The following is a 25,156-nucleotide window of genomic DNA, read 5'->3' as shown; positions in this document are numbered from 1 at the left end:
CAACCATGTTAAGAGCTGTAGTCATTGATGATAATCAGGAAATCAGGAAAAAAAACTGTACTTTGATTAAAGCCAATTGCCCCAATATAATGATAACCGGACAGGCCGATTCGGTGGAATCCGGGATAAAAATAATCAAACAGTTATCACCCGACATTGTTTTTCTGGATATTGAAATGCCGGATGGTACTGGTTTTGACTTACTTCAGCAGTTAAACCCAATTACATTTAAAGTAATCTTTATCACGGGTTATGAAGATTTTGCAATAAAAGCCTTCCGTTTTTCAGCCATTGATTATCTTCTAAAACCATTAGACTCAAATGAGTTGCGTGAAGCTGTAAAAAAAGCAGAAGAATCACTGAGTAAAGAAATTTTTGATATGAAGCTCAGTAATTTATTCGCCAATCTCGAACGCCCGAAGAATCTTCAAAAACTGGTGCTTAAAACTGCCGATAAGATATATTCTGTTAATATTCAGGATATTGTAAATTGTGAATCAGATAAAAACTACACTACGTTTTATTTCATCAATGAACCTAAGCTGGTAGTTTCTACCAACCTGAAGGAATATGAAACCTTATTATCGCCCTATAACTTTTTCCGAACCCATAAATCGCATTTGATCAACCTTTCTTATTTTGATTATTACATCAAATCAGAGGGCGGAAATACAATCGTTATGAAAAACAAGACTGCCATTCCGCTTTCCGTCCGTAAAAAAGAAGAGTTTATGGTATTGCTGGATTCCCTTTAATCTTTGATGTATACCAATACGGAAGTATTCCAATTCTGGACGTTAATACTCAAAAAAGCTACGCTAATTTATTGGCTGAGCTCGTCATTTTTTTTTCATTTATTATTGTATTGTAATTCATTAAAATATCAGGTGAAAATCCAGGCATTACTTATCGGATTATAGACTGATTTTAGCAATTACAAAACGTTTGTATCCGGAAAATACAAGGGTTACTGCTATTTATGATCAGGCACATTATTTAAATCAAACTATTACATTTAATACTAAACCATTCAAATTTTTACACTATTATGACAAAAAAACTACTTATCGTTGTCTTGACAGGTTTATTCAGCACGACGGCTTTTGCAGCCGATCTGTATGTTAGAAATGCCGGCGCAGGCGGGGCTTACTCTACCGTAAGTGCAGCTATCGCAGCAGCCTCAAACGGAGACCGGATAATTATTCAACCCAAAACAAACGGGACGGCTTACGTAGAAAACCTGACCATCAACAAATCACTGACTTTCGTCTCTGAAACCAATTATAACAGATATTTTATTCAGGGGACCATTACCATCAATCCGGCAGCAGGAAGAGTGGTAACCATCAGCAGTCTGAGTTCAGGAAATTTTACAACCTACAATGTAGTGACAAGTGGAGCGACAACAGGAGGAAGAACAACAATTAATCTTTATAATTGTTATTTGAATAATGTCAATACCAACCAAGCCAATACAACCACCAATATTTCCGGATGTACGGTTTTGGGAACAATTACTCTTTCTCACGGAAGAGCTACGTCTAATAAAGCACAGTATATTAACGTCTATTCTCCTACGACAGACACCAGCCCTGCTACATCTGATATAGAGCTTTATGGAAATAAATCTGATTTTGGGATATCAAACAATCAGTCAAACTATAATTTTAAATTTTATAATAATTTCTGCGCAGGTTTTTTTGTTTATGCGATTAAAACAGGCAGCGCCAACGAAATTATTAACAATACCGTTTACAACCCTAATCCAGGTGATTTGGGACCATTTCACATCAATTTAAATAATGGAAACACCGGAAATATCGCCATCATGAACAATGCGGCTTCTTTTGTGGCAGGTGCAACCGATGTTTGCATTAAAAATAATAATAATGCTACTGTTACAGCTACTTACAACTTATTTACCAATGCTTTTGTAACAGAAGGTGCTATGATTCAAAGCAACAATTCAGGATCAGTGAATATGAACTTCAACAATACAGAATATACCATAAGCGGTATGAATGCAAATGCAGGAAATCCTGCTGTAAGCTATACCGATCTGGATTTAACCAGAAACGATGCCGGTCACTATGGTGGTTCGAACAGCTGGGCAAACTATTGGCCTGCAGACAGTGGAGGAAAGCCACAGGTGAACTATTTATTAACTCCAAGAACGATTAGCAGCGGTACTTTGGATATCAGCGGATCAGGTTTTTCTAAATAATCCTTAATCGTACAACAAAATGAAAAAATATATCTACAGTATCATCGCTTTGCTTATGGTAACATGGTGTTCGGCACAAATGTTCGTAAGCCAGGCTGAATATTTTTGGGATACCGATCCGGGAGCAGGAAACGGAACTCCGGTATCGGCTACAGATGGTAGTTTCAGCAGCACTTTTGAACAATTGACGAAAACAGGAGTGGCCACCCCGGGAAATGGGTTGCATAAATTATGTATCCGTATCAAAGATAACACCGGCGTTTGGGGACCGGTTTTCACGAACATTATTAACGTTCAGCAAACTCTGCCATCTACCATAATGGCTATTGCACTGGCTGAGTATTTTTGGGATACCGATCCGGGGACAGGAAACGGTACTCCCGTATTGGCTGCCGACGGAAATTTTAACGGTACCTACGAGCAGCTTACCAGAACAGGGATTGCTTTACCGTCTGCGGGGCTTCACGTATTTAATATCCGCATCAAAGATAACACGGGTGTTTGGGGCCCTGTTTTTAGAAATGTTATTGATGTGCAGACTACCACACCTTCAGTTTGCTGGAAAAGCATTAGTGCAGGTAATACCCATTCTTTAGGAATTAAAACAGATGGAACGCTTTGGGCCTGGGGTGCTAATGATGAAGGACAATTAGGTGATGGAACAAATACCGCCAGAATTGTACCTACACAAATAGGAACAGCAACAAACTGGAAAAAAATTGTTACAGGTGCTCAGTACACAATTGGATTAAAAGCCAATGGAACACTGTGGGCCTGGGGCTATAATTCGGTCGGCCAGTTAGGAAACGGAACCACTGTTGACAGAAATGTACCTACACAAATAGGAACAGCTGCCGATTGGACGGATATTGCCAGCGGAGTAGAGCATACATTCGCCATAAAAGCCAACGGAACACTTTGGGGTTGGGGAAATAACGGAAACGGACAATTGGGAGACGGTACAACCGTCAATAAAACTGTCCCTACACAGATAGGAACATCAACAAATTGGCAAAGTGTAACGGGTGGCAATAGTTTCTCTCTGGGAATAAGAACCAACGGTACACTTTGGGCGTGGGGCTTAAATAATTACGGACAGCTGGGTGACGGTACAACTGTAAGTAAGGCTATACCTGTACAAATCGGAACAGCTACAGGCTGGACAAACGTTTCTGCAGGATATAACCATTCAGTAGCAAAAAATGCCAATGGATCACTTTACACCTGGGGAGCTAACGGGGAAGGACAGTTAGGCGACGGAACGAATACCAACAGATCTACACCTGCTGCGGTATTTGATCAGGTTCAAAGCATTGATGCAGGGTGGTATCATACGGTAGGAATAACAACGTATGGAAATATTTTTACTTGCGGTGACAATAATTTTGGCCAGTTTGGTAATAATACGACGAATACTTCCAACTGGATTTCTGTAGGAAATGACAACGACTATAAGATGGTTTCTGCCGGAGCGCTTCATACTTTGATCATCAATAATAATGACATTTTGAAAGCAGCCGGAAATAACGATTCAGGGCAGATAGGGGACGGTACTACTGTTCAGAAAAACATATTTACTGCTCTTGCCTGCCCGGTAAGCAATTTATCAACTGATGAAATTTCAACAATAGCGGATCATCTAAAAGTCTATCCAAATCCGGTACATGACAACCTGACTATTTCGTTTGATAAAAATATTAGTTCGGTAACGATTTATAATATGGTTGGGCAGCAGGTATTAACTAAAGCTATCAATGCCAACAAAACAACTATTGATCTTTCCAGCCTGTCTTCCGGAGTTTATCTGGTAAAAGTAAATTCTGGCAGCGAGATAAAAACATTAAAAGTGATTAAAAAGTAAAATAAATAAATCTTCAAATTTCAATCCTGAATTTCATCTAATGGAATTTGGGATTTTTCTTTTGTATCAAAAAGTGAAACGGATTTCCTGTAATTCCCTACGGATATTCATTTACTGAATCAAAGCAGAACTTTTATTCTATTTTTGAAAAATGCTTAAGGCATTTCATTAATTATTAACCATATTTCAAATTAAAACAACAATTTATGAGAGTATTAACTTTAATTTTTATGATTTTAGCCTTTGTAGTCGGCGGGGTATTATCTGTATTTCAATTTAAAATAATAGAGAATAGAATGGGGACTGACGGAGATTCCCAAAAAACAGATCAGGCTTATATTCTTGTGGATAATGCACAAAAACAAATTGATGAATTAAAGAAGCAGGGTATAGACGTTACAAAGATAGATGATCCCCAGGTTCAGGAAAGCTTACAGCTTATTGAAAAAACACCTCCGAGATGGAAGGTAGAATATGCAGGGAAATTAGGAATCCTATTAGCGGTTCTGGCTTTTGTGATGGTGGTGGCAGCATTGATGAAAAAACAAGTGGTAACAAAGCTGAGCATTGCAGTAATTTTTTTAGCACTTGGAGTATGGCTGTGTGCTCCTTACATTGAAGCAGGCAAATACTCCGGCGAAAATCCTAAAACTATAGCTTTAATCGCATTGGTCGCTCTGACTATATCCTCAGTCTGTGCTTTTATGAGTTACAAATTTATACCCGAAAGAAGCTCAGATTGCATTTAATTAAACTCAATCGTCATTACTTATTTTTAGAATCAAATAATAATTTCGGAATTCCAATGCAATGAGCTTGGAATTTTCGAAGAAAAACAAAATTAAACCAGAAAAAGATGGATACTTTATCAATAATAGGCATGATCCTCATGTTTTTAGGCTTTGCTAATGCAGCCTGGGTGGCAGTTCTTTATATATTATCACTAAGTGCTGTGGCAGGAACTAAGATTTCAAAGAAGGTAGGAACAGCAAATGAGAGAACAGACGAACATCTCGAAACAGGAAAAGCACTCTCAAACGGTTTATTAAAAAAATTGATCTGGAGATTGGCCATCGGCTGCCTGGGATGGCTTATGTTTTATATAGCAACAGGACATTTTTAAATTACTATAAAACTATGAAAAGTCTTGAAATCATCTGGGTTAAAAGAAGCACAAAATTCTTATTATATAGTATTGCAGCTTAATTTTTAATAACCAAAAAAAGAATAATCTTAATTCAAAATCTTTAAACTATGAGAAAACAGTCAATTATTTTAATCCCGTTTCTTTCGCTTGTGCTCCTTTTCACATCTTGTGGAAAAGATGATGCAAATGTAGAAATTGGTAAAGAATTCAAAATAGAACAGAACCCTGTCACCATTGTAAAACTGGAGGAAGGAAAAGTTCTGCGTGCTGCTAAAGATGAAATGATACAGATAGCACCCAAAGGAAAAAAATACATCTATCTGGAAGTGAAAAACCCAAAGAATGAAATGATTTTTCTAAAAGCCTTCAGCAAAGAGCAGGAGCTAAAATCAGAAGATCTTCCCTATTATGGCCATGATGTAGATTCAGGATTCAACGATGCTTATTATCTTGTAGATGAAAATACGAGCATCGACAAAATTGTGATTACTACCCCTTCTGAAACACAGTATACCGTTCTGAAGCCGGCTTTAACAAAAAGTAAATTTTCTATTCCTGAAGAGGTACAGCATATAATTGATGCCTATTCTGAAGAAAAAGAAATCGGATTATTACAAGGTTTTGCCCCCTACGTTCAAAACGGGAAAAATGTTTTGGATATTGCAAAACAGGAAGGTGAATATCCTATTAACCGTATGAGTATGAAAGCAGAACTTTCTTACTTTACAGAAGATGGTAAAAAATACGTTTTCACTATTACAGATATTTTGAAGCTGAAATCTAAAGTAACCACATATTGGGAGGGTGGAAAAATAACAGGCATTGAAGTGGCAGACAACTAATTTATAAAATTTGTAAAAGGGAGCAAAACTGTTAAAAAAGTATTTCAGATTCCTTTTAGAAAGCTTAGAAATATATAATTCTCCACATCATGTGGCTTCGCTATCAATGTTTACAATAATCAGTATGTTCGTTATTCGTTCATACTGATTTTATTTTCAGTCTAAGTGTCATTTTTTAAGATGTCAGAATGTTTTTTCTGGTAAGCTTTTTCCGTAAGAATATTACACTTGTCTAAAATTCAATTTGCATACCTGTTTTATCTTTTGGGAATACTATACCAGTTGAGTTAGCTCTTCTATTAATAACCTCACCTGACAGGGTCTTAACTTTTTATCTACTTCTAATCGGTTATAAAAACCAGTCTTTACAATGACCATCTTTTTCTCAGGAATCATAATAATGAACTGACCAAGGAAGCCATAGAAGAACCGGTGCTTTATATCGTAGTCATCGTCTGCCCAGATCGTATAACAGAAGGCGTCATTTTCTTTTGTAGGTGTAAGCATTCTTTTGCAATAGGCTTCACTGATGATCTGTTGGCCGTTCCAATTGCCATCCTGCATGATTAGCTGGCCGATCTTTGCAAAATCCCTCGCTGTTGCGTGAATGCAGCAGAATGCTTTTTCAAGCCCTTTCTCATCGGTACTCCAGTTTGCCGGGGATTCCATTCCCAAAGGCTTCCATATTTTTTCTGAAAGATAGGTCGCCAAATCTTTTCCTGTTGCTTTTTTCAAAACCATTCCTAACAACTGGGCAGAAACACTTTGGTATTCATATCTTTCTCCGGGCATTTCTTTTATATCTACTTCGAGAGCCTGCTCGGCAAGATCTTCCACAAAGTATTGCTTGGAGTTGGATGCAAAAGGATGGCGGTATTCTTCTTTCCAGTCCAAACCAGCCTGCATAGTCATCAGATGGCGAATGGTGAGGAACTTTCCATACCTGCTGTTTTTATACTTTGGGAGTAGGGTATGAACCAATTGGTCTTCGGAATGCAGGTAACCATCATCAATGGCGCAGCCTACTAACATAGAAAGTATGCCTTTTGCGATCGAAAAAGAATTGAGAAGGGATCTGGAATTGTGATCTTTCCAATATTGTTCATACACTAGTTTGCTATCCCGGATAACGATAAGGGAGGATGCCCTCGTTTTCTTCAGGTCTTCAAGAAGGCTTTCTGAGAGTTTATTTGAATTGTAACTGTTGTCTTTTTCAAAAGGTCTTGGGTACTGATTTGGAACGGGATGGAACGGGAATTTTTCTCCGTCATCGGTAGAAGGAGTCAGCGATCCCTTTTTTAAATTAATACCAATCGCTTTAAAAATATAGCCATATCCTGAAAGATAAATCAATGAAATAATGGCTGAAGTCCCTGTGATAAAAAATGCCCACTTTTTATTCATATTGTTTAAGATAGTTCTGATATCCCATCTGAGTTGTATCAGATAGTAAATGGTACAGATTAGATTGAGAAAATTATATTTTGATGACAAAAGCTTTTAATTCTGCCATTTTTGCATCTTCAAACCGCCAGATGTCGCAGTAGTTGTATTCTATCCATTCATCATTCTTATTCATCAGTGCTATCCTGCCAACTGCCGTCACATAGTTTCCTTCTTCAATGAGGGTCTCTACATCGAATTTTGGAGGTTGCCTGTAGGTGTCATTTATATAACGGCGTACCTGATCCTTGCCGGATATGACCTGTTCTCCGACAAAAGTCCATATAATATCATCAGTTAGATAGCTTAAAAATGTTTCGTGGTCTCCCTTGGTAATAGCCTTATTGGCATTTTCCAATATTATTTTATTATTCATAACTTTAGTAAATGGTGTGTTGGTGTTGTCATTCAAAGCTTATGCCGTATGCTTAAACGGATTCGATAAATGCCTACTTGATTGTCAATTCAAGCTTCTGGATTCATTTGGAGTTGTTCCTGTCCTTTATTTGTCGGTGAAAAAAGCTACAGAAGGCAAGTGAGGGATGTCAGATAAAAAAATAGCCTTTCAATAAATATTCAAACCGTTTCGGTATCCCTTTGTTTGCATTGTTGCGGGTAATAAACTGGCGGTCTTAAAAACAGATGCAGTAGTTAAGCAGTAATCTAAGTTTTATAATTTACAATAAAAGTGTTTTATTTTTCGTATATTTATAAAAATGTGGATTAATACTTTATGAAATAAGTTGTAAACATTTATAATTTTTAAATAATATAAAATGAAAAATGTTTATCTGAGCGAAAGTAATGGACATAGCATGGGTGTACGATCTCCGGAATCGATTAGTATTGCCTATCTGATCCTGGTACATCGTTTACCGGATCAGTTTAAAAGGCTTTTCAATGCGATCTATGAATCTGCCAACTTTTATCTCATCCATATTGACAAAAAAGCAAGCCGGGAAATTGGTGAAGAGGTGAGAGGCTTCCTGAAATTATATCCTAATGTGCATATTCTTGACAGCGAAAACGTGGTATGGGGAGGCTATAGTATGGTGCAGGCTGAATTGGATGGAATGAAATACCTGCTGGAGATGGATGCAAAATGGGATTATTTTATCAATCTGAGCGGACAGGATTTTCCATTAAAATCACAGAATGTGATCAAGTCATTTTTGTCTGAAAATTATGGCAGAAACTATATTAAGATCGCCAATCAGGAAGAAAGCAGGCCTGAGACTATGAATAGGATTGAAAACTATTTTGAAGAAATTGGAAACAAGATCTCAGACAGGACCCATAAAAGAGCGTTTATGAAAGACGTGATTCCTTATATCGGCGGGCAATGGTTGATCCTGACCAGGAATTGTTGTGAATTCATGATCAACAGTGCTGAAGTGAAAAAATTTGAGGACTACTATTTAAATACCCTGATTGCTGATGAATCCTTTTTTCAGACCGTTTTAATGAATACATCTTTTAATGGCACGCTTGTTAATGATGACAAAAGAGCCATCATCTGGATTCCTGACGGTGATATCAAACTGCGTCCCAAAACCTTTACAATATCAGATCTGGCATTTCTTCAGAAAGGGGATCATCTTTTTGCCCGCAAGTTTGATGATAATGTGGATGGTGAAATAATCGGACATATTAAAAAGCAGTATGATGAGTCTTTCAAAACGGCAGTAAAAATAACAGACATCAAGGATATTTCCAAAAGTTTTAATCATTTGAATTAGGACATCTTTCTCCGAAAAACGCTTATACAAGACCATAGTGTACAGCATCAAATAGTACAATGAAATTTGATGCTGTACACTATGATTTTTTATATTCCCTGATTACCTTTACTATTTATAGGCTGTTATGGCAGGTTCAGTGAAAATATTTTTCAGACGGTTGCTCCATCTTTCTAAAATCTCTTTCCTTTCTTCCTCTGTAATGCGTTCAATAGAAAAATTTATTTCAGCCGGCAGCACAGAGAAACCGACAAATTCAAGAATGCCTGTTTGAATAGGATGTAAAATTTGATTAATGCTGCCATATTTTTCTGTGACGTAATTCTTCTCCGGACCACCTGTTGTTATGGATAAGAGGGCCTTCTTACCTTTGAGCAGGCCGGTTTCATACATTTGGCCGTTATCATAAAACTTTCCCATCGCAAAAACCTTATCTACCCAGCCTTTCAATAGGGCAGGAACAGAAAACCACCAAAGTGGAAATTGCCAGATCATCAGATCACACCAAAGTACTTTATCCTGTTCTGCAAGTATGTCATTTGTAAAGCCATTGTTTTCAGAAGCAAAATGTTCTTCCGCTTGTTGGCTGAAATAAGCTGTGTTTTTTACAGTCGTGAAATTTTCTCTGTCAGAAACAGGATTGAAATTCATTCGGTATAGGTCCGATGTTTTTACTTCGTGGCCATTTTCTTCAAGTGTTTCTATTGCTTGCTGATACATGGCAGCATTAAAACTTTTCGGTTCAGGATGTGCGATTACAATTAAAATTTTCATTGTCTTTATTTGTTTTGAATGTGTTTAATATGAACTATCATAATTATAGTTGCAAAACTAATTTTAGTAATTTATATTTGCAATAACTATCCAAATGGATAGGCCTAAAACAAGGAGTGGAATGAAAACAGAATGTCTTGGTGATTATGTGAAACTGAAAGGGAAGTCTTACCCTTGTACGGTAAGCCTTACAATGGATTTGGTTGGCGGAAAATGGAAAGCGGTTATTCTTTACCATTTAAAAGATGAGCCGAAAAGATATAGCGAACTGTGTAAGGAAATCCCGTCCGTCACGGAAATGACCTTAAGTTTGCAGTTGAAGCAATTAGAAAAGGACGGACTGGTATCAAGGAAAGTTTACGGCAAAAAGCCGCCTGTAAAAGTAGTGTACAGCTTAACCGATTTTGGGAAGAGTTTTGTTCCTGTTTTGGAATCAATTACAGCCTGGGGCAATCAAACGGTGATCGAAAGAGGTGAATTTATGACCATATAGCAAAAGCTAAATAGGTTTCCATTCACCTTTGTTTACCTGGGAAAAATATTACTTTATTATCATTTTTGAAGATTATGATATAGAGTTTCGTTCCAAAAGTCTGTCCAATCAATATCCTGACGGTCGATTTCTCCCCATTCTATGCAGGTGTCATCAAAATCATTATAAAATCCTGACCCCTGGATGTCTTCTGCGCTAAGGTTTCCAGCCAGGTGTTTCGCGTATAATTCTTCAACTTCTTGTTTGATTTCCTTTAATTCTCGAAAAGTGTCGGGAACGAAATTGGTGCCGCTTAATTGTACTATTTCAAAATTTTCCAGGATAACATATTTAGCCTTTCGTTGATTCAATACTTCTTTCGTCTCTTCAACAAAATCCATAAATGAATCAATCCGGTATGACTCGTCATATATTGATACCAATTCTAAAAATTTGAGAACTAATTCTTTTCCTTCTTCAAAGCTGCCGCAAATTGCAGTCTTATCAGCTTCTTCAATAACATTTGATAAGATCATCTGGCTTTCGCCGGCCACCATCAACAAATATAAAGGGTGAACCTCATTTTCATATTCAGAAAGTCCGGAAGCATCAACTGGATTTTGCTGATGATCATCTGTGGTATAAATAAAGCTTCTGTTGGCCATAATTTTGAGTTATTAATCTTTTACAGATAAAAGTTAGAGTTGATATCTTTTAAACTTAAGATCGAACATAGTTTCCGTAAAATTGTTTTGAAGAAAATCATCCGTCTGCTGCCAGATCAGATCTATCAGGTCCTCGTCCTCTTTTATAATGCCGGTTCCTTCATCTTCTGAGATCTCTCCCTGTGAACTGATGTATTTCCTTTCAAGCTTTCCACGGATAAATTTTTCAAAGTAATAAGTATCTGAAATGTCAGAAATAATGAACTGTATAATTTCTCCGTCAAAGTTGGAAATATCATACAAAGTGCCGAATTCTGTAAATATCAGCGTTCCCGTCTGGGTTTGTAAGATATCAATCGTATGATCTTCCCGGAAACTGCTTATATCTTCAAAAACTGTTTCCTCAGAAAAAATAATCCTGCTGCCTATAAGATCTTCGATGATCTTTTGATCAGTTTTACCTTTGATGAGTAATCCTGCGATATTATATCCCATATTTTTAATTTTTTGATTTCGGAAATATTCCTATATATTTTGTTTTTCTTGCCTATAAGCACTGTTAAATGATTTTGAAGTGCCGTCTCCAAATTTCTTTTTTCAATAAATCTATATTGGTGTGATTATCAAATACCAGATAATTCCCCATACGATTTGATTGGCTAATTCAGGAAATTCCGATTTGACAAGATCTATTATGTTTTTCAAATTTGGAGTTGCCTCCATTTTACTTTATCCAAGTTTCACGCCAATGTTTATCCATATTTTCATATCGGACGGAGTGAGAAAATTTTGCTCTGCAATAATGATAGAAAATTTCATCCGGCTTATACTTTATCAGGTAATTTTTAAACATAACTCATATAAATGGTATTAGTTGAATTTATTTTGGGATAGACCATCTTAGGAAAGCCCCGGATAACATTTAATACAGCATACTGCCAAGGTAGAAATAGAAATGAACATTGGTTACTAATAACCATTTTTTGATTGGCTTATAAAGTATATATTTGATCGTTAAAGTAATAGACTTCTTAAAATCGCAGCGATTCAGGAGTCTGATTCTGAGTGCTAAAATGATGGTACAAAGGCAAACCTACAATCGGCAAGAACAGTATATGAAACATTTTCTGTCAATCTTTTTATTTCTTCCCTTAATCCTATTGGGACAGAGCGACATTCACAAAATAATAAACAATGAATATGATAATGGGCATTTTAACGGAACAGTTCTGTACAAGGACGGAAAACAATTTGTAAAAATAAATAAGGGGTTTTCCAATATGCAATTTGATGTGGAAATAAATAATAAGTCCCGTTTTCCAATCGCTTCCATAACAAAACTCTTTACCTCAATCGCAATTTTGCAACTTCAGGAAAAAGGATTAATTGGCTTTAATGACAAAATTGGGAAGTTTATTCCAGATCTTCCTGAAAATTGTAAGGATATAACAATCCGTGATTTATTAACGCATTACTCCAGGTTAGAAAATGAGCCTATTAAAGCCGTTATAAATAAATATTCGATTGACGATTACATCAACAATTTTGTACATAAATCTTCAAATGATACTTTGAAATTTAATTACAACAATGTAGACTTTATACTTTTATCCAAAGCAATTGAAAACATTACTAAAAAAGAATTTTCGAAATCTGTGATGGATTTGATTATCACTCCGCTAAAAATGGAAAATACAGGATTTGTCAATGAAAATGAAGTTATTAAGAATTTAGCATACGGATATCATAATTATTCATTCGGAGAAGGCGTAAAAGGCGCACCTCTGTTTAATGACATGAGGTACATTTCGAATTATTATGGAGCAGGTGCAATTTATTCAAATACCGATGACCTGTATAAACTTTTGCTTGCTTTAAAAGATAACAAACTAATATCTGAAAAATCAAAACTTCAATTTCTTCTAAAGCCACAAACTAATGATTATATAGATTGGCTTTCAGGAATGCCGACATTTGGTTTTTATTTCGATGAAAAACAAAATGTTTACAGAAGAAGTGGCAATATTGATGGTTTTAATTCCGAAATAATTGCAGATAAAAACTTTGATAAAATTTTGATCATTATTTGTAATACAGACACCGCAGATTTGATGAACTTAGCCAACAAAATATATTTCAAAGTAAAAGACTGATGCTGATTAATATTTGCAAAAATTGAGGTTTAATATATACATTTGAAGGTTGAACTTCATTTATTGGATTATGCTTTTTGTAGGAAGCACCATCATTTGTAGTAATAAATCTTTATTGGTGAAAAATGTTATACGTGTTATTTAGTACGTTGATTCCATACGAAGACTATACCCTGATAGCAATCATTATTTTCAAGATCAGGCTGTTGATGGGAGCAGCTCGAAAGCTGACAGGATCGATGAAGTTCATCAATTTGCCGTGGATTGGATAAATTCTGTTATACCCAAAAAAGAAATAAAATGATAAGAGATTCATTGCAAAATATGCTGATAAATTGGGTAGAGATTCGTGAAAGGATATTTGTAATATGATTGGCAGCAACTGTCCAGTCTTCATTACTGCCACAATGTTATAAAAATAAAGTAAATTAGCCTGACTGCAATTACTGAAATTGTAGTGATTGGTAATCTAAAAAGGATAACCAATGTCAGTCACATCAGGAAAAGTCTAATGAGAAAAAAAAATTACATTATCATAGGGATTTTATTGTTCATCATTTCATTAGCGGGAGGATACATCCTTCTGCTTGATGCATTGAGCAGTATGGGAAACCCAAATGGAAGCAGGGCACCGGATTACCCTTATTTTATTACAACCGAACCTGTGACAGTCAAAAAAATAGTACTGCCTAAAGGAACAAAACTGACTTATGAAGAACAGTTTTTCAGGGAAGGGCAGCAAGACAGAATAATGAATGAAAAAAAGCTTACCGGTATAGAGCTGCCAAAAGGAAAAACGATCGATTGGGGTGGTGTGCCTGTGTATATGATCACAAAATTTTTCAATCCTGAAATGAGCGGATTTTCGGTCAATGCAGATTTTAATCAGCTACCTGATGGCAAAAAAACTAAATTTTCAGAAATGTGGGAAAGTTGTGGGGAATTAGGGGTTTTGGTCAAAAATACTGATGACTGGACTTTTGATACAAAAAACATTGTCGATGTTTCAGATTGCGGTGTGACCTATCAGCGTTTTTTTAAGGAAGATACACAACAGCAAAGTTTTCTTGACAAACTCTTAAGTGAAATTAAAAAAAATGACCAAAACCAAACGAAATGAAAAACATTTATCTATACTCTATGTTCATTTTAATTTCATTCCCAACGGACTTATTTGCCCAAAGTAGTAAAGATAAAGACAATTATACCTATCAGGTCAGAGAAGAAAAGGGAGATTTGAATAATGATCGTAAAATGGATAAGATAACGGTAAAAATGGATACGGTAGACAAAACAAGACCTTTAAGGCTACAAATTTTCCTGTCTCAGCCCAATGGAAAATTAAATTTGGATGTATCTTCAACTAAAATCATCGAACCTCAGTATCCTGCTGAAAAACAAGGGGAATTTAACGGATATCAGATTCCCGATTTCTTTATTGAAAAAGGGATTTTACAAATGTGGAGCGAAATTAAAAGTGGAAATATCACGTACGATTTCAAATATAACGATGGCAATTTTGAACTGATTAATGTGAAAAAGTTAACCAATAATGCTACAAAAGGATATACTGACGAAAATACGATTTTTACAGAAACTGAATTTAACTTGGTGACAGGGATCAGAACAGAAACGGATGAAATATCCGGTTCAGACAAAGCATTGAAAGTTAGAAAAAAAAGAGTTTTAATAAGGCCTTTGCCCAAAATACAGGATTTTAAATTTTCAGATAAAGAATTATATTAAAGACCGAGTCGTCATGTCAAAACAAATATATATAATGAAAAGTATCATCATTTTAATCATTTTTCCGTTACTGATATCCTGTCAGACCAATAGTTTTGATCTTGACAAATTATCCTTTCCGGTAGATATATCGGTTATTGAGAAAAAATATGAACTCGATAAAAACAGTGATCTTTCAGGTGTTATTGTTTACAACAGTACTGATTCTGCTTTGCTGCAATTCTCCGGACTTTCCTTTTCGGGCACCCTGAACAAGCAGGATACCTCTATATTATCCACCAATTATGTGTCTTTTTACGCGAACAGGACAACCAATCAGGTGAATGCTTACAGGCTTGAAATAAGAACAACTAAAAAAGCGGAGGAATTTGAGAAACTGTTGGAAAAGAAGTTCGGAAAAACCGATTTTTACTACCGTGATCAGGAATTTTCGTACAGGGTATGGAATGCCGGGAATAAGCTTTACCTGTTGGAGACCAACAATACAGGAATATACAATAATGAAAAATTCAAATCCTGTAATTTGTATGTTGTAGCTCACGGAGATCAACTGCTGAACGACTATTTTATTTCAGGAGGCTTTCAATATTACGGAGATTATCTTCAGGAGAAAAATAAGCCTGAGCATAAAGGAAAAAAATACACGTATAGAGATTTTGTGGATGAAAGGGAAAAAGACGATGGCGCAGATTCATTTTATCTGAAAAATTATGTAAAATAAAACTAAAAAACGCAGAGAGGCTTTGCACCACTATCAAGTTACTTCGCTAAAGAAATATCACAAACTTTAGATCTTCTGATTAAATTGTGTTAAAAGATGAAGGAACTGATCTTGAAAAAATTACTATGCGTAAGCTTTGGAATTTAGCCATATTCATGACGTGTATTATATTGATTTGGGCAGGACTGTTCATTTTATTGTATTTTACTTTCAGTGATGAAAATAGCTATTTAAATTCTTTAAAGCGTATATAACTACTGTTAATGAATTGAGCGAAAAGGAATCATCAATATTTGTTGAACAGGGAACCTCTCGCCCTTTTGCCGAACAATGGTTACCTTCTTTTATCATTTACCAGGATAAAGTGAAGTTTTTTAATTCCTTAAACAACCTGAGTATGCATTTGCTGATATAAAAGTATGCATTTTAAAAGATTCAATTTTACAAAAAGCAGACAGGATTGCAGTATAACCATTCAAATGGTTAATGGGATTAAACATCATTTACCATGTCCATGGAAATCTGACCCAAAAGACCTATTTAAAAAATGAGGCGGTGACTTGTAATCCAAAAATTATAATTGATGATAGATATTCTTAAGAGTTTATGGGATTTTTTTCTCGCCTCTTTCCTTGTCAAATGTACAGGAAATAATCTACCTCTATTTTCAGAGAAGTAAAGTTTTACATTATTCATTCCACGTCTCACAACTCGGTCGTCTTTTGTTGATCTTGTTAAATGAGGAAATCAATTTTTAACATCCGCAGACATTAAAGCTTGCCTATTATGTATAATAATAGCGGAATGTATACCTTTTTATTGATGATATAATCATATTTTTGCAGTAAAACAATTAGATAAATCCATAAATCTTATGTGCTTAAAATATTTCCAGCTAACAATTATTTGCTCATTATTTACTGTCCTTACCTTTGCGCAGGGCACTGAGCAAACAAAAGTCAAATATTATTATTTTAAAACCTGGGGCTTTTTAAAATATTATCATCCGGCGTTGGCATCTGGCAGCATTGATGCTGATAGTATTTTCTTAAATAATTTTGCAGTTGTAGATAAAGCACAGAACGCAAAACAACTGGACACCATACTCTCCAAAATAATCGACAACTTAAACATTGGGCAAAACTTCAAACTTGCCCCTGCAAAATACACGGAGTCCGAGATGACCCAAAATGTAAACCATAATTGGTTTACTAAAGACACCTTTTTACAAGCTGGTACGCGCGCCAAACTACAGTATATTTATAATCATCGTTTTGTGGATAATAACCATTACTATTATACTCCTAGGCATTTCTCTACGGAGATTCCTCACGAAAAGCCTTACGCATTACCGGATTCCGCCTCTGTACCCTATTCCCATCGCATGCTTGCTTTGGCTAAAATTTCTGCTGGGGTTGATTATTTATTCCCGCACAAATACTTGATGGATGCTAATTGGGATAAGATTTCTATGGGCGCCATACCTCTGTTTGTTAAGGCTGATACGCGCCTGGCCTATGAAACACAATTACTCAAACTTGTAGCCACCTTAAATGATACGCATGCCCTTCGCTTTTATAAGGAGATGAAAAATTGGAAGACCATTCTGAATGTAAAGTTTTACCCACCTTTTGATTATCAATTAGTAGACAATGGTACCAAAGTAGTGGTTACCAGGGTTATCATCCCGGAATTGTGCAAACAAGCAGATATTGAAGTAGGCGATTTAATCACCCATATTAACGATAAACCAGTAAGCAAACGGGTGGACTTTATTGGCGAATACCTCTCTGCTTCAAATCCTAATGCACTGCATTCGCGTTTAAGCCGATACTATGATAATCTGCTCTTTCCAACGGAGAGCTTGCATACCAGACTGTCGTTGACCCGTACCGGGAATACCAGACAAGTTGATGTTGAATGGGTGAGCAAACAGGACGACTTCAAAAAATTGTCGGATTATCTTAATGAAAAACTAGACAGAAGTAAATTGGAAGCTAAACTTGAATATGCGGCACCGGGCGTAGTAATCTTCAGGGCTAATCAAACAAGAAGCTTTCTTGACAACCTGGCCGAAGACAAACTGAAAACTGCAATGGATTCTATTTTTACTTTAGCCGGGAAGCAAAAAGGCATCATTTTAGATATGCGCAGTTACCCTGATTGGGGTGGGTTCTATTACCTAATGTACAATACTTTTGGAAAAGACAATAACTTCTATTCAAAATATTATATGTTGGATAAGCAGCACATTGGCATGTATAAACAAATAACAGACATTGTAGAGTATTATCCGCCAACAGCAAAGCCAGGCAAGCGTGCTATTAATGCAAAAATTGCAATCCTGGTAGATGGCGAAACTCTAAGCGCTGCCGAGTATTATACCATGTTCTTACAGCACATGTTCCCTGATGCCATTACCATCGGTAGTCAAAGCGCTGGTGCAGATGGCGATGATAAAGAGATTATTTTACCTGGCGGCTACAAATTTCCGTTTTCCGGCAATGCTATTTTTTACCCCAATGGTACCCAGGCTCAGCGCAAGGGTGTTAAGATTAATAAGATAGTTTATCCCATCATAGAAGATGTGGCCAAAGGTGAAGACACACAATTGAAAGAGGCACTTAAATGGATCAATCAATAATTGGGTCATACTCATAATAAGTTTTATTTTGATAATGATAATTTTCTCGAACTGCTGGAATCAGCCTACGAGAAGTAAAATTTATGCGTTATGAACGAAATCTACAAACACGTATAATTTAAATAGACTTACTAAATGATTATTATTTTATCAGAGGTATAAACTCCTTTATTGAGCTTAGACATTTTATGCTATGTATATTACATGTATCTATAATCTTCCTTAAGATAGAAGTGTTTAAAAATATATTTTGCGTCAATTGCCTGATCCAACCTTAAAGATGCTACCAATGTATAAAGCATATCTCAGAAACCAATAATTAGCAAATTAAAATACAAAGGCCAGAATATTTTAAACCACGGACAAATTGATCTTTAAAATTTAAAGTCTTTTAATTTATCAAAATCACTTGATCGTCTCATTGAGTATAGGATTTGACGTTGCAGATGTATTCTCTTGATGCTAACCTTACTAATTAAAGGATTGCCGAAACTCCAAAGGAGAAACATTGGTTTTTGTTTTAAACAGTTTGCTGAAAGATTGCGGATGTTCAAAACCCAGTTCGTACGCAATTTCGCTTATGGTCAATCCGGTGGTTGTCAATTTCTCTTTTGCTTTTTCAATGAGCTTTTCGTGGATATATTGCTGTGCATTTTTACCGATAAGGGAGCGCAGCATATCGCTTAAGTAACCTGGCGAAATATGGAGCTGCTTGGAAAGATATTGCACTGTAGGAACACCTTGATGCAGGGATTCCTGACTGTTGAGATAATCATCCAGAAGGGTTTCTGTCTTTTGCAGAATATCATTATTGACTGCTTTACGGGTAATAAACTGACGTTTGTAAAACCGGTTGACATAGCTGAGCATGAGTTCTATCTGTGCAATCACTACTTCCTGGCTGAACTCATCTACACGGCTGTTCAGCTCCTTTTCCATAATTTGATAAACGGAAAGGATGATTTCCTTTTCTGTGTCGGATAGATGCAACGCTTCATTGGACGAGTAGGAAAAATATCCATATTGTTTTATCTTTTTCGCTAAAGGATGACCCAATAAAAAATCGGGATGGATGAGCAGTATATAACAATAGGTTTTGCTGTTATAATCAGTACTTCCCACCAATTGATTAGGGGCTAAAAACAGCATACTGCCTTCATTGAAATCGTAGTAATCCTGTCCGTATTTCAGCCTTCCGCTGTTTTTGGTGATGAAAGTTATTTTATAAAAACTCACTACATTGTAGATCGGCGCCATCTCGGTATTGAACGGATTGATTTCGTTAAAATGAATCAGGCTGATCAGCGGATGTTGCGGTGCGGGCAAGCCAAAAGCCTGGTGACTTTCCGATATGGATACAAAACGGATCAATTTATCGTCTTTATTTTTCATCTTATAAATGTATTAAAAAAACCTATGACAAACTGCGGTCATAGGTTTGTCAAGCTGATTAAATCTTACCAGGGAAGAATGTTATCCGTTCCGCTAAAATTGGCAGGCCCTGTAAAACTTCCGGTTGGGAGATCTTCGGAAAGAGCCACTCTTATCGGTTCCTTTGATCCTTCTTCCACGGTATCTGTTCCCTGAAAATTATTAAGTGCCGTCGCTGTAAAACCGGGACTTACAAGATGGACTTTAATGTTGGTGTTTTCCAGGTCTATCGCAAGAGAAAGAAATATCCCGTTGAGTGCTGTTTTAGAAGCCCCGTAAGCTGCATCGAACGCTGAACGGTAAGGGTTATCAGGATTTGAATTGATTCCAAGGGAACCTAATGCACTCGAAACGGTTACGATACGCGCAGCAGGGGCTTTGTGCAATAATGGCAAAAAGGCCTGTGTGACTGCTAAAGTACCGAATACATTCGTCTCCCAAACAGTTTTTAACTCATCAATAGGGACAATGCTTGCACGTTGCGCTCCCAATACTTCCTCCATTGTTCGTCCGGAAGTGCCGGCGTGTGAAATGGCGGCATTATTGACCAGCAAAGTCAGATATCCCGATTCACTTTCTATTGCTTTAACTGCTGAATTAATTGATTCTGAATCTGTAATATCCAGCTGAATAGCTTTTGCATTACTACCAATTTCCGCAGCGGCAGTTTCCCCTTTTTGAAGGTCACGGGAACCTACATAGACTGTATAACCGTTATCGGCAAGGGCTTTAGCGATTTGAAAGCCTACTCCTGTATTAGCACCGGATACCAATGCTGCTTTATTTTCATTTGTCTGCATAATTTGAATTGATTTAATTTTAATACAGCAAAGGTGGACATTAAAGCTGTGAGGCTTGTAGCCAAATCGAGATTAGTTGAAGCCGTATTGAGGATAGTCTTTCTTTTAGCCAAAAAATGATTTGTCTGGATAGGTAAGCAATGTAGTTATACAAAGAAAATTTTGTATATAATCAAATAGGTCCTATACTTAATAGAAATCAGATTAAACCTAAAATGGTTACTATTAACCATTTTAGGATTGATTTTTACCCTATACCTTTGGCGCATCAAAATAATAATTCAATTTATTTTAAAACCATAGCGATTCGTAAGCAGCTGCTTCTGATTTTGAATGATGAAAATTAAAATTAACCTCATACAAAATCAACGGTATTAAAAATGTCTCCCTCTATGCTGTAATGTTTCACTTCATACAGTTGTCTAATAAGTAAATAATATACATGAATAAAAAGATCGTTATTCTTTTTGCACTTGCCTCATCAGGATTTCTCTCTGCACAAAGTATTGAAGGTACCATCACCAACACATCTCAAAAACCCTCTGCTGATACTGAGATTCTTGTAACCAAAGCAAACTCAAAATTCTCAGCAATTACCGACGAGCAAGGAAAGTTTAAAATTCCCCTGAAAGAAGATGGAAATTATATCCTTCAAATCATCAAGGATGGTATTACTACCAATACAGAGAATATTACGGTAAAAGGAAATCTTCTTAAAAATATAGAAATCAAAGAAGAAAAAGCACCTGCAGAGCAAAAAATCGAGGGTGTAACCATGACTGTAAAGAAAAAGCTTTTTGAAAGAAAAGTAGACCGCCTGGTTTTCAATGTAGAGAATTCTGTTGCTTCACAAGGGATTGATGCTGTGGAAGCTTTAGCAAAAACACCGATGGTTCGCGCAACTGATGATGCAATTTCTATTGCAGGAAGAAGTAATGTTGCCATTATGGTGAACGACAGGCTGCTTAATTTATCTGGTCAGGAAATGATTAATTATCTCAAAACTTTGCGTTCAGATGATATTGCAAAAATTGAGGTGATCACCACGCCGCCTGCAAAATATGAAGCGGAAGGGAAAAGCGGATTGATCAACATTGTATTAAAAAAGAATACAAGCCTCGGATGGAACGGATCTTTGCAGACTTCCGGGAGATATTACTGGAACCTACCTGTGGTTTCTACAAGAAGCGGAGCAAGCTTCAATTATCAGGGTGAGAAATTATCTGTTACTACCAACCTGTCTTTAGGTGACAATTATTGGGATGAAAGAGCCTACAATTATCTTACAGGAAAAGGAAATACAGATTATTGGAATACCGAGAGCAAAGGCTCAAATAATTACCGTTATAAAGGCGGAAATGTAAAAGGAGAGTACAAAATCAATGAGAAAAACCTGGTTGGGATCAATTATAATTATTCTTACAGTAATCCAATAGAAAAAGCTCAGAGTTATACCCGAAGACAATCTGATAATATTCCACAGGAATTTTATTCTGATTCAGAAAACAGGAATATTAGAAAGGTGCACAATGCCACAGCGTTTTATGATGTAAAACTGGATACCTTAGGAAGTAAACTAAGCCTTTCTGCCAATGTAATGCTGAATGATGCCAATGCAAAAAACCTTTACAATACGGTTACCGGTGTTACAACTTCGTCTTTCGTCAATCCGATCAGTCAGTATAAAATCTACTCCGGGCAGGCGGATCTGGAAAAGAATTTCGCAAAAATAAAAACTGAAGCTGGGCTGAAATATACCAGTATAAAAAATAATTCTTACTTCAACTTTTTTGATATTGAAAACGGTCAGAACGTTAGAAATACAGCAAGAAGCAACGACTTTTTTTATAACGAGCAAAACTATGCTGCTTATGTTTCAACCAATTTTAAAATCAATGAAAAATGGAATGCAAAAGCGGGATTAAGATATGAATACACAAATTTGGAAGGTGTATCTGTCAACGATAATGTTACAAATAATATCAAATACGGAAAATTTTTCCCGACGGCATATCTGAGTTATAAAGCTAATGATAACAATACTTTTTCAGTCAATTACTCAAGAAGAATCAGCAGGCCGTATTTTGGAAATTTAAATCCTTTTAAATACATTATTTCAGAGTTTGAATACAAAACAGGAAATCCTTATTTATTACCGTCGTTCTCGGATAATCTTGAGTTTGGCTATGTGTTAAAAAGCAACTTCAACATCACGGCTTACTACAATTACAACAAAAATAATTCAGACAGAATTCAGGTGGTTGAAGGCTCGCAGAAATACAGCATCGTGAAGAATTTTTATAATGAAGATCAGGCGGGAATCAACATTTCATACAATTACAATAAACTGAAATGGCTGGAATCTAATATTTTCGTCAATGGCTTTTATGCGAAATCAAAATCTTATGACGCATCTGCGGTTGCAGCACCCGCAGGATATGGAGCTAATTTTAATCTCGACAATAATTTCTTCTTAAACAAAGAAAAAACCGTCACTTTAATGCTCGGATTGTGGAGCAACATTCCTAACAGAAGCGGAAATACTTATTTCAACGGTAATTTCTCCGCCTATTCCGGTGTGAAACTGAATCTGATGCAGAAAAATCTGATGATCAATCTTTATGTAAATGATTTACTCAATACCAACCGCTCAAAAGGGACAGAATATTATCCGAATTATAATGTAGAATATTATTCCAAAGGCATTACCCGGAATGTTTATCTTTCCGTCACTTACAAATTCGGAAACAATAATGTGAAAGGTGCCACCAAGCAGGTAAAATTTGAGGAATCCAGCAGAGCAGGAGGAGGTAGCTAATGTGAATTCAGATACCATAGCTGATGGAATTTTATCGTTATTTCTAAATTCAGCTATCATTAAAAAACTGAGGCTTAGTAGATCAATTGAAATTATTCCCAGGTTCATTTTTTTCTTCGGGTGTACTTTTTTGTTGAAAACAAAAATCTAAGAAATATAAATAAGGTAATCTTAGAATATTAAAAAATAAATTACACCAAAATGAAAATAATAGCACAATGGATAGAGTTTTTTCAATTTATGAAAAAACCTCTTTTTTTACAAGAAGAAAATAATATAATTTCTAAATTCAAAATAACATTCAGTTTATTGATCCTTCAGATCATATTTGTAGGGCTGGTCACTTTAGTTATAAGTCTGATTCTGATACATTATTTTGGACTGAAAGCTGATCTTCCAAATGAAAATTTGCAGTTATTATACAATCCTGTGATTTTATTTGCTATGGTTGCTGTCTTAGAAGAATTTTCTTTCAGGGGTTTCTTAAAAAAGTTTAACCCATTATTCTTTTCAATTTCAGTAGCAGGGATATCAGGTATTTATTTTAAAAAATTATATTATCATAATATGGTTTTTGAACCGCAGGGATTAATGGAAATGGGAATATTAGTGATTTGTATTTTTACAATATCATTATTTTTTGCTAAAAAAAATACTGTGAAGATGAGTGTTTTCTGGGACAATCATCAGCATATGATCATTATTGCAAGTGCTGTTTTGTTTGCCTTTATCCATTTCTTTAATCACAACAATCTTGACTTAGTTAACTTACCATTAATTATTTCTCAATTGTTGAGTGCATTAATTTTTAGTTTTGTTAGAATGCGTTCAGGTCTCATCTTTGCAATTCTTCTGCATTTTATATGGGACTTGGTACTAGGTTTTTAATATATAAAGTGCCGGCAATTAGTGTATTAATTTTAGGTTGTAACTTAACGCATAATTGCTGGTTTCATTATAAATCATGTATAAGTTATTGACAGCAAATAAACGGGTGTCTGCTTTGTCTAAATGGCTTCTGAAAGATTGATTGTCAGGTATTATTTATAATAAATCAGGAATTAAGGTTGGCCAGTCAATTACCGGAATGGATAACTATTTTTCCGCTCTGCTCTTGAGTGCCGACAACCATTTATCAAGCGATGCATCGAGACCTGTTTGGAATGTATGCGTCATTACGCTAACCAGCCAGCCTTCCATACTTTCTCTGACATCAACCCTTGTGTTTCCATTTGGAAGCTGTGTAAAAGTCCAGATATGAATTGCAAAGCACCCGAATGCAGGTCCGGACCAGGCGATTTTTGAATAAGGTTCAGCTATTTTGATAGTGGAATGAATGGATAGGCCGTTAGACTTCCAGGTAAATGAGTTGCCGGACTTAAAAGCTCCTTTTAAAACGGGGTTTTTATTATCACTTTCCCAGGTTTCCCATTGATTAACATCGCTCATTATGGTCCAGGTTTTTTTAGCGCTTGCATGAACAATCACCGATTTTACCGATTGCACCGGGGCTTCAGTGTTATAAACTATAGCCTCATTGGGGTAAGAACTGAAAATCTCTAAGCCGGCTATCAGGGTAGTGACAGCAACCAGGACTGCAATGGTGATATATAAAATTTTTCGTACCATTTTTTAATGATTATTTGTGGATAACTTAACCTTAATGCTCTGATGAA

24 protein-coding genes are annotated in these 25,156 nt (G+C 36.0%); 16 read left to right on the top strand and 8 right to left on the bottom strand.

Features of this window, described 5'->3' with window-relative positions; all coding sequences use genetic code 11:
* Positions 1-5 precede the first annotated feature (5 nt).
* From IX38_RS17280 to IX38_RS17255, 6 genes are all read left to right on the top strand, one after another.
* Positions 6-755, top strand: a complete 750-nt coding sequence (locus IX38_RS17280) for a LytR/AlgR family response regulator transcription factor (protein ID WP_034707098.1) — start codon at positions 6-8, stop codon at positions 753-755.
* Between the two features lie 293 nt (positions 756-1,048).
* Positions 1,049-2,224 (top strand): hypothetical protein, encoded by a 1,176-nt coding sequence (locus IX38_RS17275; RefSeq protein ID WP_034707097.1) that lies wholly within the window; start codon positions 1,049-1,051, stop codon positions 2,222-2,224.
* Positions 2,225-2,243: 19 nt separating this feature from the next.
* On the top strand, positions 2,244-4,085 hold the full coding sequence (locus IX38_RS22080; RefSeq protein WP_051884845.1) for a T9SS type A sorting domain-containing protein: 1,842 nt from the start codon (positions 2,244-2,246) through the stop codon (positions 4,083-4,085).
* 230 nt (positions 4,086-4,315) lie between these two features.
* Positions 4,316-4,834 carry a hypothetical protein gene (locus tag IX38_RS17265; protein WP_165570748.1) on the top strand — a complete coding sequence of 173 codons (519 nt, stop codon included), beginning with the start codon at positions 4,316-4,318 and terminating at the stop codon, positions 4,832-4,834.
* 107 nt (positions 4,835-4,941) lie between these two features.
* Entirely contained in the window at positions 4,942-5,208 is a 267-nt protein-coding gene (locus IX38_RS17260; protein ID WP_131368702.1) for a hypothetical protein, read from the top strand.
* Between the two features lie 131 nt (positions 5,209-5,339).
* Positions 5,340-6,074 (top strand): hypothetical protein, encoded by a 735-nt coding sequence (locus IX38_RS17255; RefSeq protein ID WP_034707094.1) that lies wholly within the window; start codon positions 5,340-5,342, stop codon positions 6,072-6,074.
* 273 nt (positions 6,075-6,347) lie between these two features.
* Here IX38_RS17255 and IX38_RS17250 read toward each other — a convergent pair whose 3' ends face one another.
* Positions 6,348-7,478: a serine hydrolase domain-containing protein gene (locus IX38_RS17250; RefSeq protein WP_131368701.1), complete on the bottom strand. Its 1,131-nt coding sequence runs from the start codon at positions 7,476-7,478 to the stop codon at positions 6,348-6,350.
* A 73-nt stretch (positions 7,479-7,551) separates the two neighbouring features.
* Entirely contained in the window at positions 7,552-7,893 is a 342-nt protein-coding gene (locus tag IX38_RS17245; RefSeq protein WP_034707092.1) for a nuclear transport factor 2 family protein, read from the bottom strand.
* A 400-nt stretch (positions 7,894-8,293) separates the two neighbouring features.
* Between IX38_RS17245 and IX38_RS17240 the strand changes: the two genes are divergently transcribed.
* On the top strand, positions 8,294-9,256 hold the full coding sequence (locus IX38_RS17240; protein WP_228377989.1) for a beta-1,6-N-acetylglucosaminyltransferase: 963 nt from the start codon (positions 8,294-8,296) through the stop codon (positions 9,254-9,256).
* A 111-nt stretch (positions 9,257-9,367) separates the two neighbouring features.
* Here IX38_RS17240 and IX38_RS17235 read toward each other — a convergent pair whose 3' ends face one another.
* A complete protein-coding gene (locus tag IX38_RS17235; protein ID WP_034707091.1) occupies positions 9,368-10,030 on the bottom strand; it encodes an NAD(P)H-dependent oxidoreductase in 663 nt (220 codons plus the stop codon).
* 121 nt (positions 10,031-10,151) lie between these two features.
* Between IX38_RS17235 and IX38_RS17230 the strand changes: the two genes are divergently transcribed.
* Entirely contained in the window at positions 10,152-10,523 is a 372-nt protein-coding gene (locus tag IX38_RS17230) for a winged helix-turn-helix transcriptional regulator (protein ID WP_034707111.1), read from the top strand.
* Between the two features lie 59 nt (positions 10,524-10,582).
* Here IX38_RS17230 and IX38_RS17225 read toward each other — a convergent pair whose 3' ends face one another.
* Both IX38_RS17225 and IX38_RS17220 read right to left on the bottom strand, forming a co-directional pair.
* Positions 10,583-11,167 carry a DUF7822 domain-containing protein gene (locus tag IX38_RS17225; RefSeq protein WP_034707089.1) on the bottom strand — a complete coding sequence of 195 codons (585 nt, stop codon included), beginning with the start codon at positions 11,165-11,167 and terminating at the stop codon, positions 10,583-10,585.
* Between the two features lie 33 nt (positions 11,168-11,200).
* A complete protein-coding gene (locus IX38_RS17220; protein ID WP_034707088.1) occupies positions 11,201-11,662 on the bottom strand; it encodes a hypothetical protein in 462 nt (153 codons plus the stop codon).
* Between the two features lie 578 nt (positions 11,663-12,240).
* Here IX38_RS17220 and IX38_RS17215 point away from each other — a divergent pair.
* The 6 genes from IX38_RS17215 to IX38_RS17195 all read left to right on the top strand — a co-directional run bounded on the left by IX38_RS17215 (position 12,241) and on the right by IX38_RS17195 (position 18,431).
* A complete protein-coding gene (locus IX38_RS17215; RefSeq protein ID WP_084680312.1) occupies positions 12,241-13,320 on the top strand; it encodes a serine hydrolase domain-containing protein in 1,080 nt (359 codons plus the stop codon).
* A gap of 125 nt (positions 13,321-13,445) precedes the next feature.
* Positions 13,446-13,592, top strand: a complete 147-nt coding sequence (locus tag IX38_RS23050) for a hypothetical protein (protein ID WP_165570746.1) — start codon at positions 13,446-13,448, stop codon at positions 13,590-13,592.
* A gap of 239 nt (positions 13,593-13,831) precedes the next feature.
* Positions 13,832-14,440, top strand: coding sequence for a YfcZ/YiiS family protein (locus IX38_RS17210; RefSeq protein WP_228377988.1), 609 nt, complete (start codon positions 13,832-13,834; stop codon positions 14,438-14,440).
* Positions 14,437-15,066 carry a hypothetical protein gene (locus IX38_RS17205; RefSeq protein ID WP_131368700.1) on the top strand — a complete coding sequence of 210 codons (630 nt, stop codon included), beginning with the start codon at positions 14,437-14,439 and terminating at the stop codon, positions 15,064-15,066. Before IX38_RS17210 ends, IX38_RS17205 begins: the two co-directional genes overlap by 4 nt.
* A gap of 34 nt (positions 15,067-15,100) precedes the next feature.
* Positions 15,101-15,787 (top strand): hypothetical protein, encoded by a 687-nt coding sequence (locus IX38_RS17200; protein ID WP_131368699.1) that lies wholly within the window; start codon positions 15,101-15,103, stop codon positions 15,785-15,787.
* Between the two features lie 874 nt (positions 15,788-16,661).
* Positions 16,662-18,431 (top strand): S41 family peptidase, encoded by a 1,770-nt coding sequence (locus IX38_RS17195; protein ID WP_034707078.1) that lies wholly within the window; start codon positions 16,662-16,664, stop codon positions 18,429-18,431.
* 471 nt (positions 18,432-18,902) lie between these two features.
* Here the strand turns inward: IX38_RS17195 and IX38_RS17190 are convergent, their stop codons facing one another.
* Both IX38_RS17190 and IX38_RS17185 read right to left on the bottom strand, forming a co-directional pair.
* The gene (locus tag IX38_RS17190) at positions 18,903-19,823 is read right to left on the bottom strand and encodes a helix-turn-helix domain-containing protein (RefSeq protein ID WP_034707075.1); all 921 of its coding nucleotides are present in this window, start codon (positions 19,821-19,823) and stop codon (positions 18,903-18,905) included.
* 65 nt (positions 19,824-19,888) lie between these two features.
* Positions 19,889-20,662, bottom strand: a complete 774-nt coding sequence (locus IX38_RS17185; protein ID WP_034707074.1) for an SDR family NAD(P)-dependent oxidoreductase — start codon at positions 20,660-20,662, stop codon at positions 19,889-19,891.
* Between the two features lie 442 nt (positions 20,663-21,104).
* On the opposite strand from IX38_RS17185, the gene IX38_RS17180 reads away from it, so the two are divergent.
* Together IX38_RS17180 and IX38_RS17175 are read left to right on the top strand one after the other, a co-directional pair.
* Positions 21,105-23,480, top strand: a complete 2,376-nt coding sequence (locus IX38_RS17180; protein WP_034707072.1) for an outer membrane beta-barrel family protein — start codon at positions 21,105-21,107, stop codon at positions 23,478-23,480.
* Positions 23,481-23,681: 201 nt separating this feature from the next.
* A complete protein-coding gene (locus IX38_RS17175; RefSeq protein WP_034707071.1) occupies positions 23,682-24,368 on the top strand; it encodes a CPBP family glutamic-type intramembrane protease in 687 nt (228 codons plus the stop codon).
* A gap of 207 nt (positions 24,369-24,575) precedes the next feature.
* Here IX38_RS17175 and IX38_RS17170 read toward each other — a convergent pair whose 3' ends face one another.
* On the bottom strand, positions 24,576-25,109 hold the full coding sequence (locus IX38_RS17170; RefSeq protein WP_034707069.1) for an SRPBCC family protein: 534 nt from the start codon (positions 25,107-25,109) through the stop codon (positions 24,576-24,578).
* Between the last annotated feature and the right edge of the window lie 47 nt (positions 25,110-25,156).

It is taken from the genome of Chryseobacterium luteum, from assembly GCF_000737785.1.
GTDB classification, from domain to species: Bacteria; Bacteroidota; Bacteroidia; order Flavobacteriales; family Weeksellaceae; genus Chryseobacterium; species Chryseobacterium luteum.
This window is presented reverse-complemented; position numbering and strand designations above follow the sequence as displayed.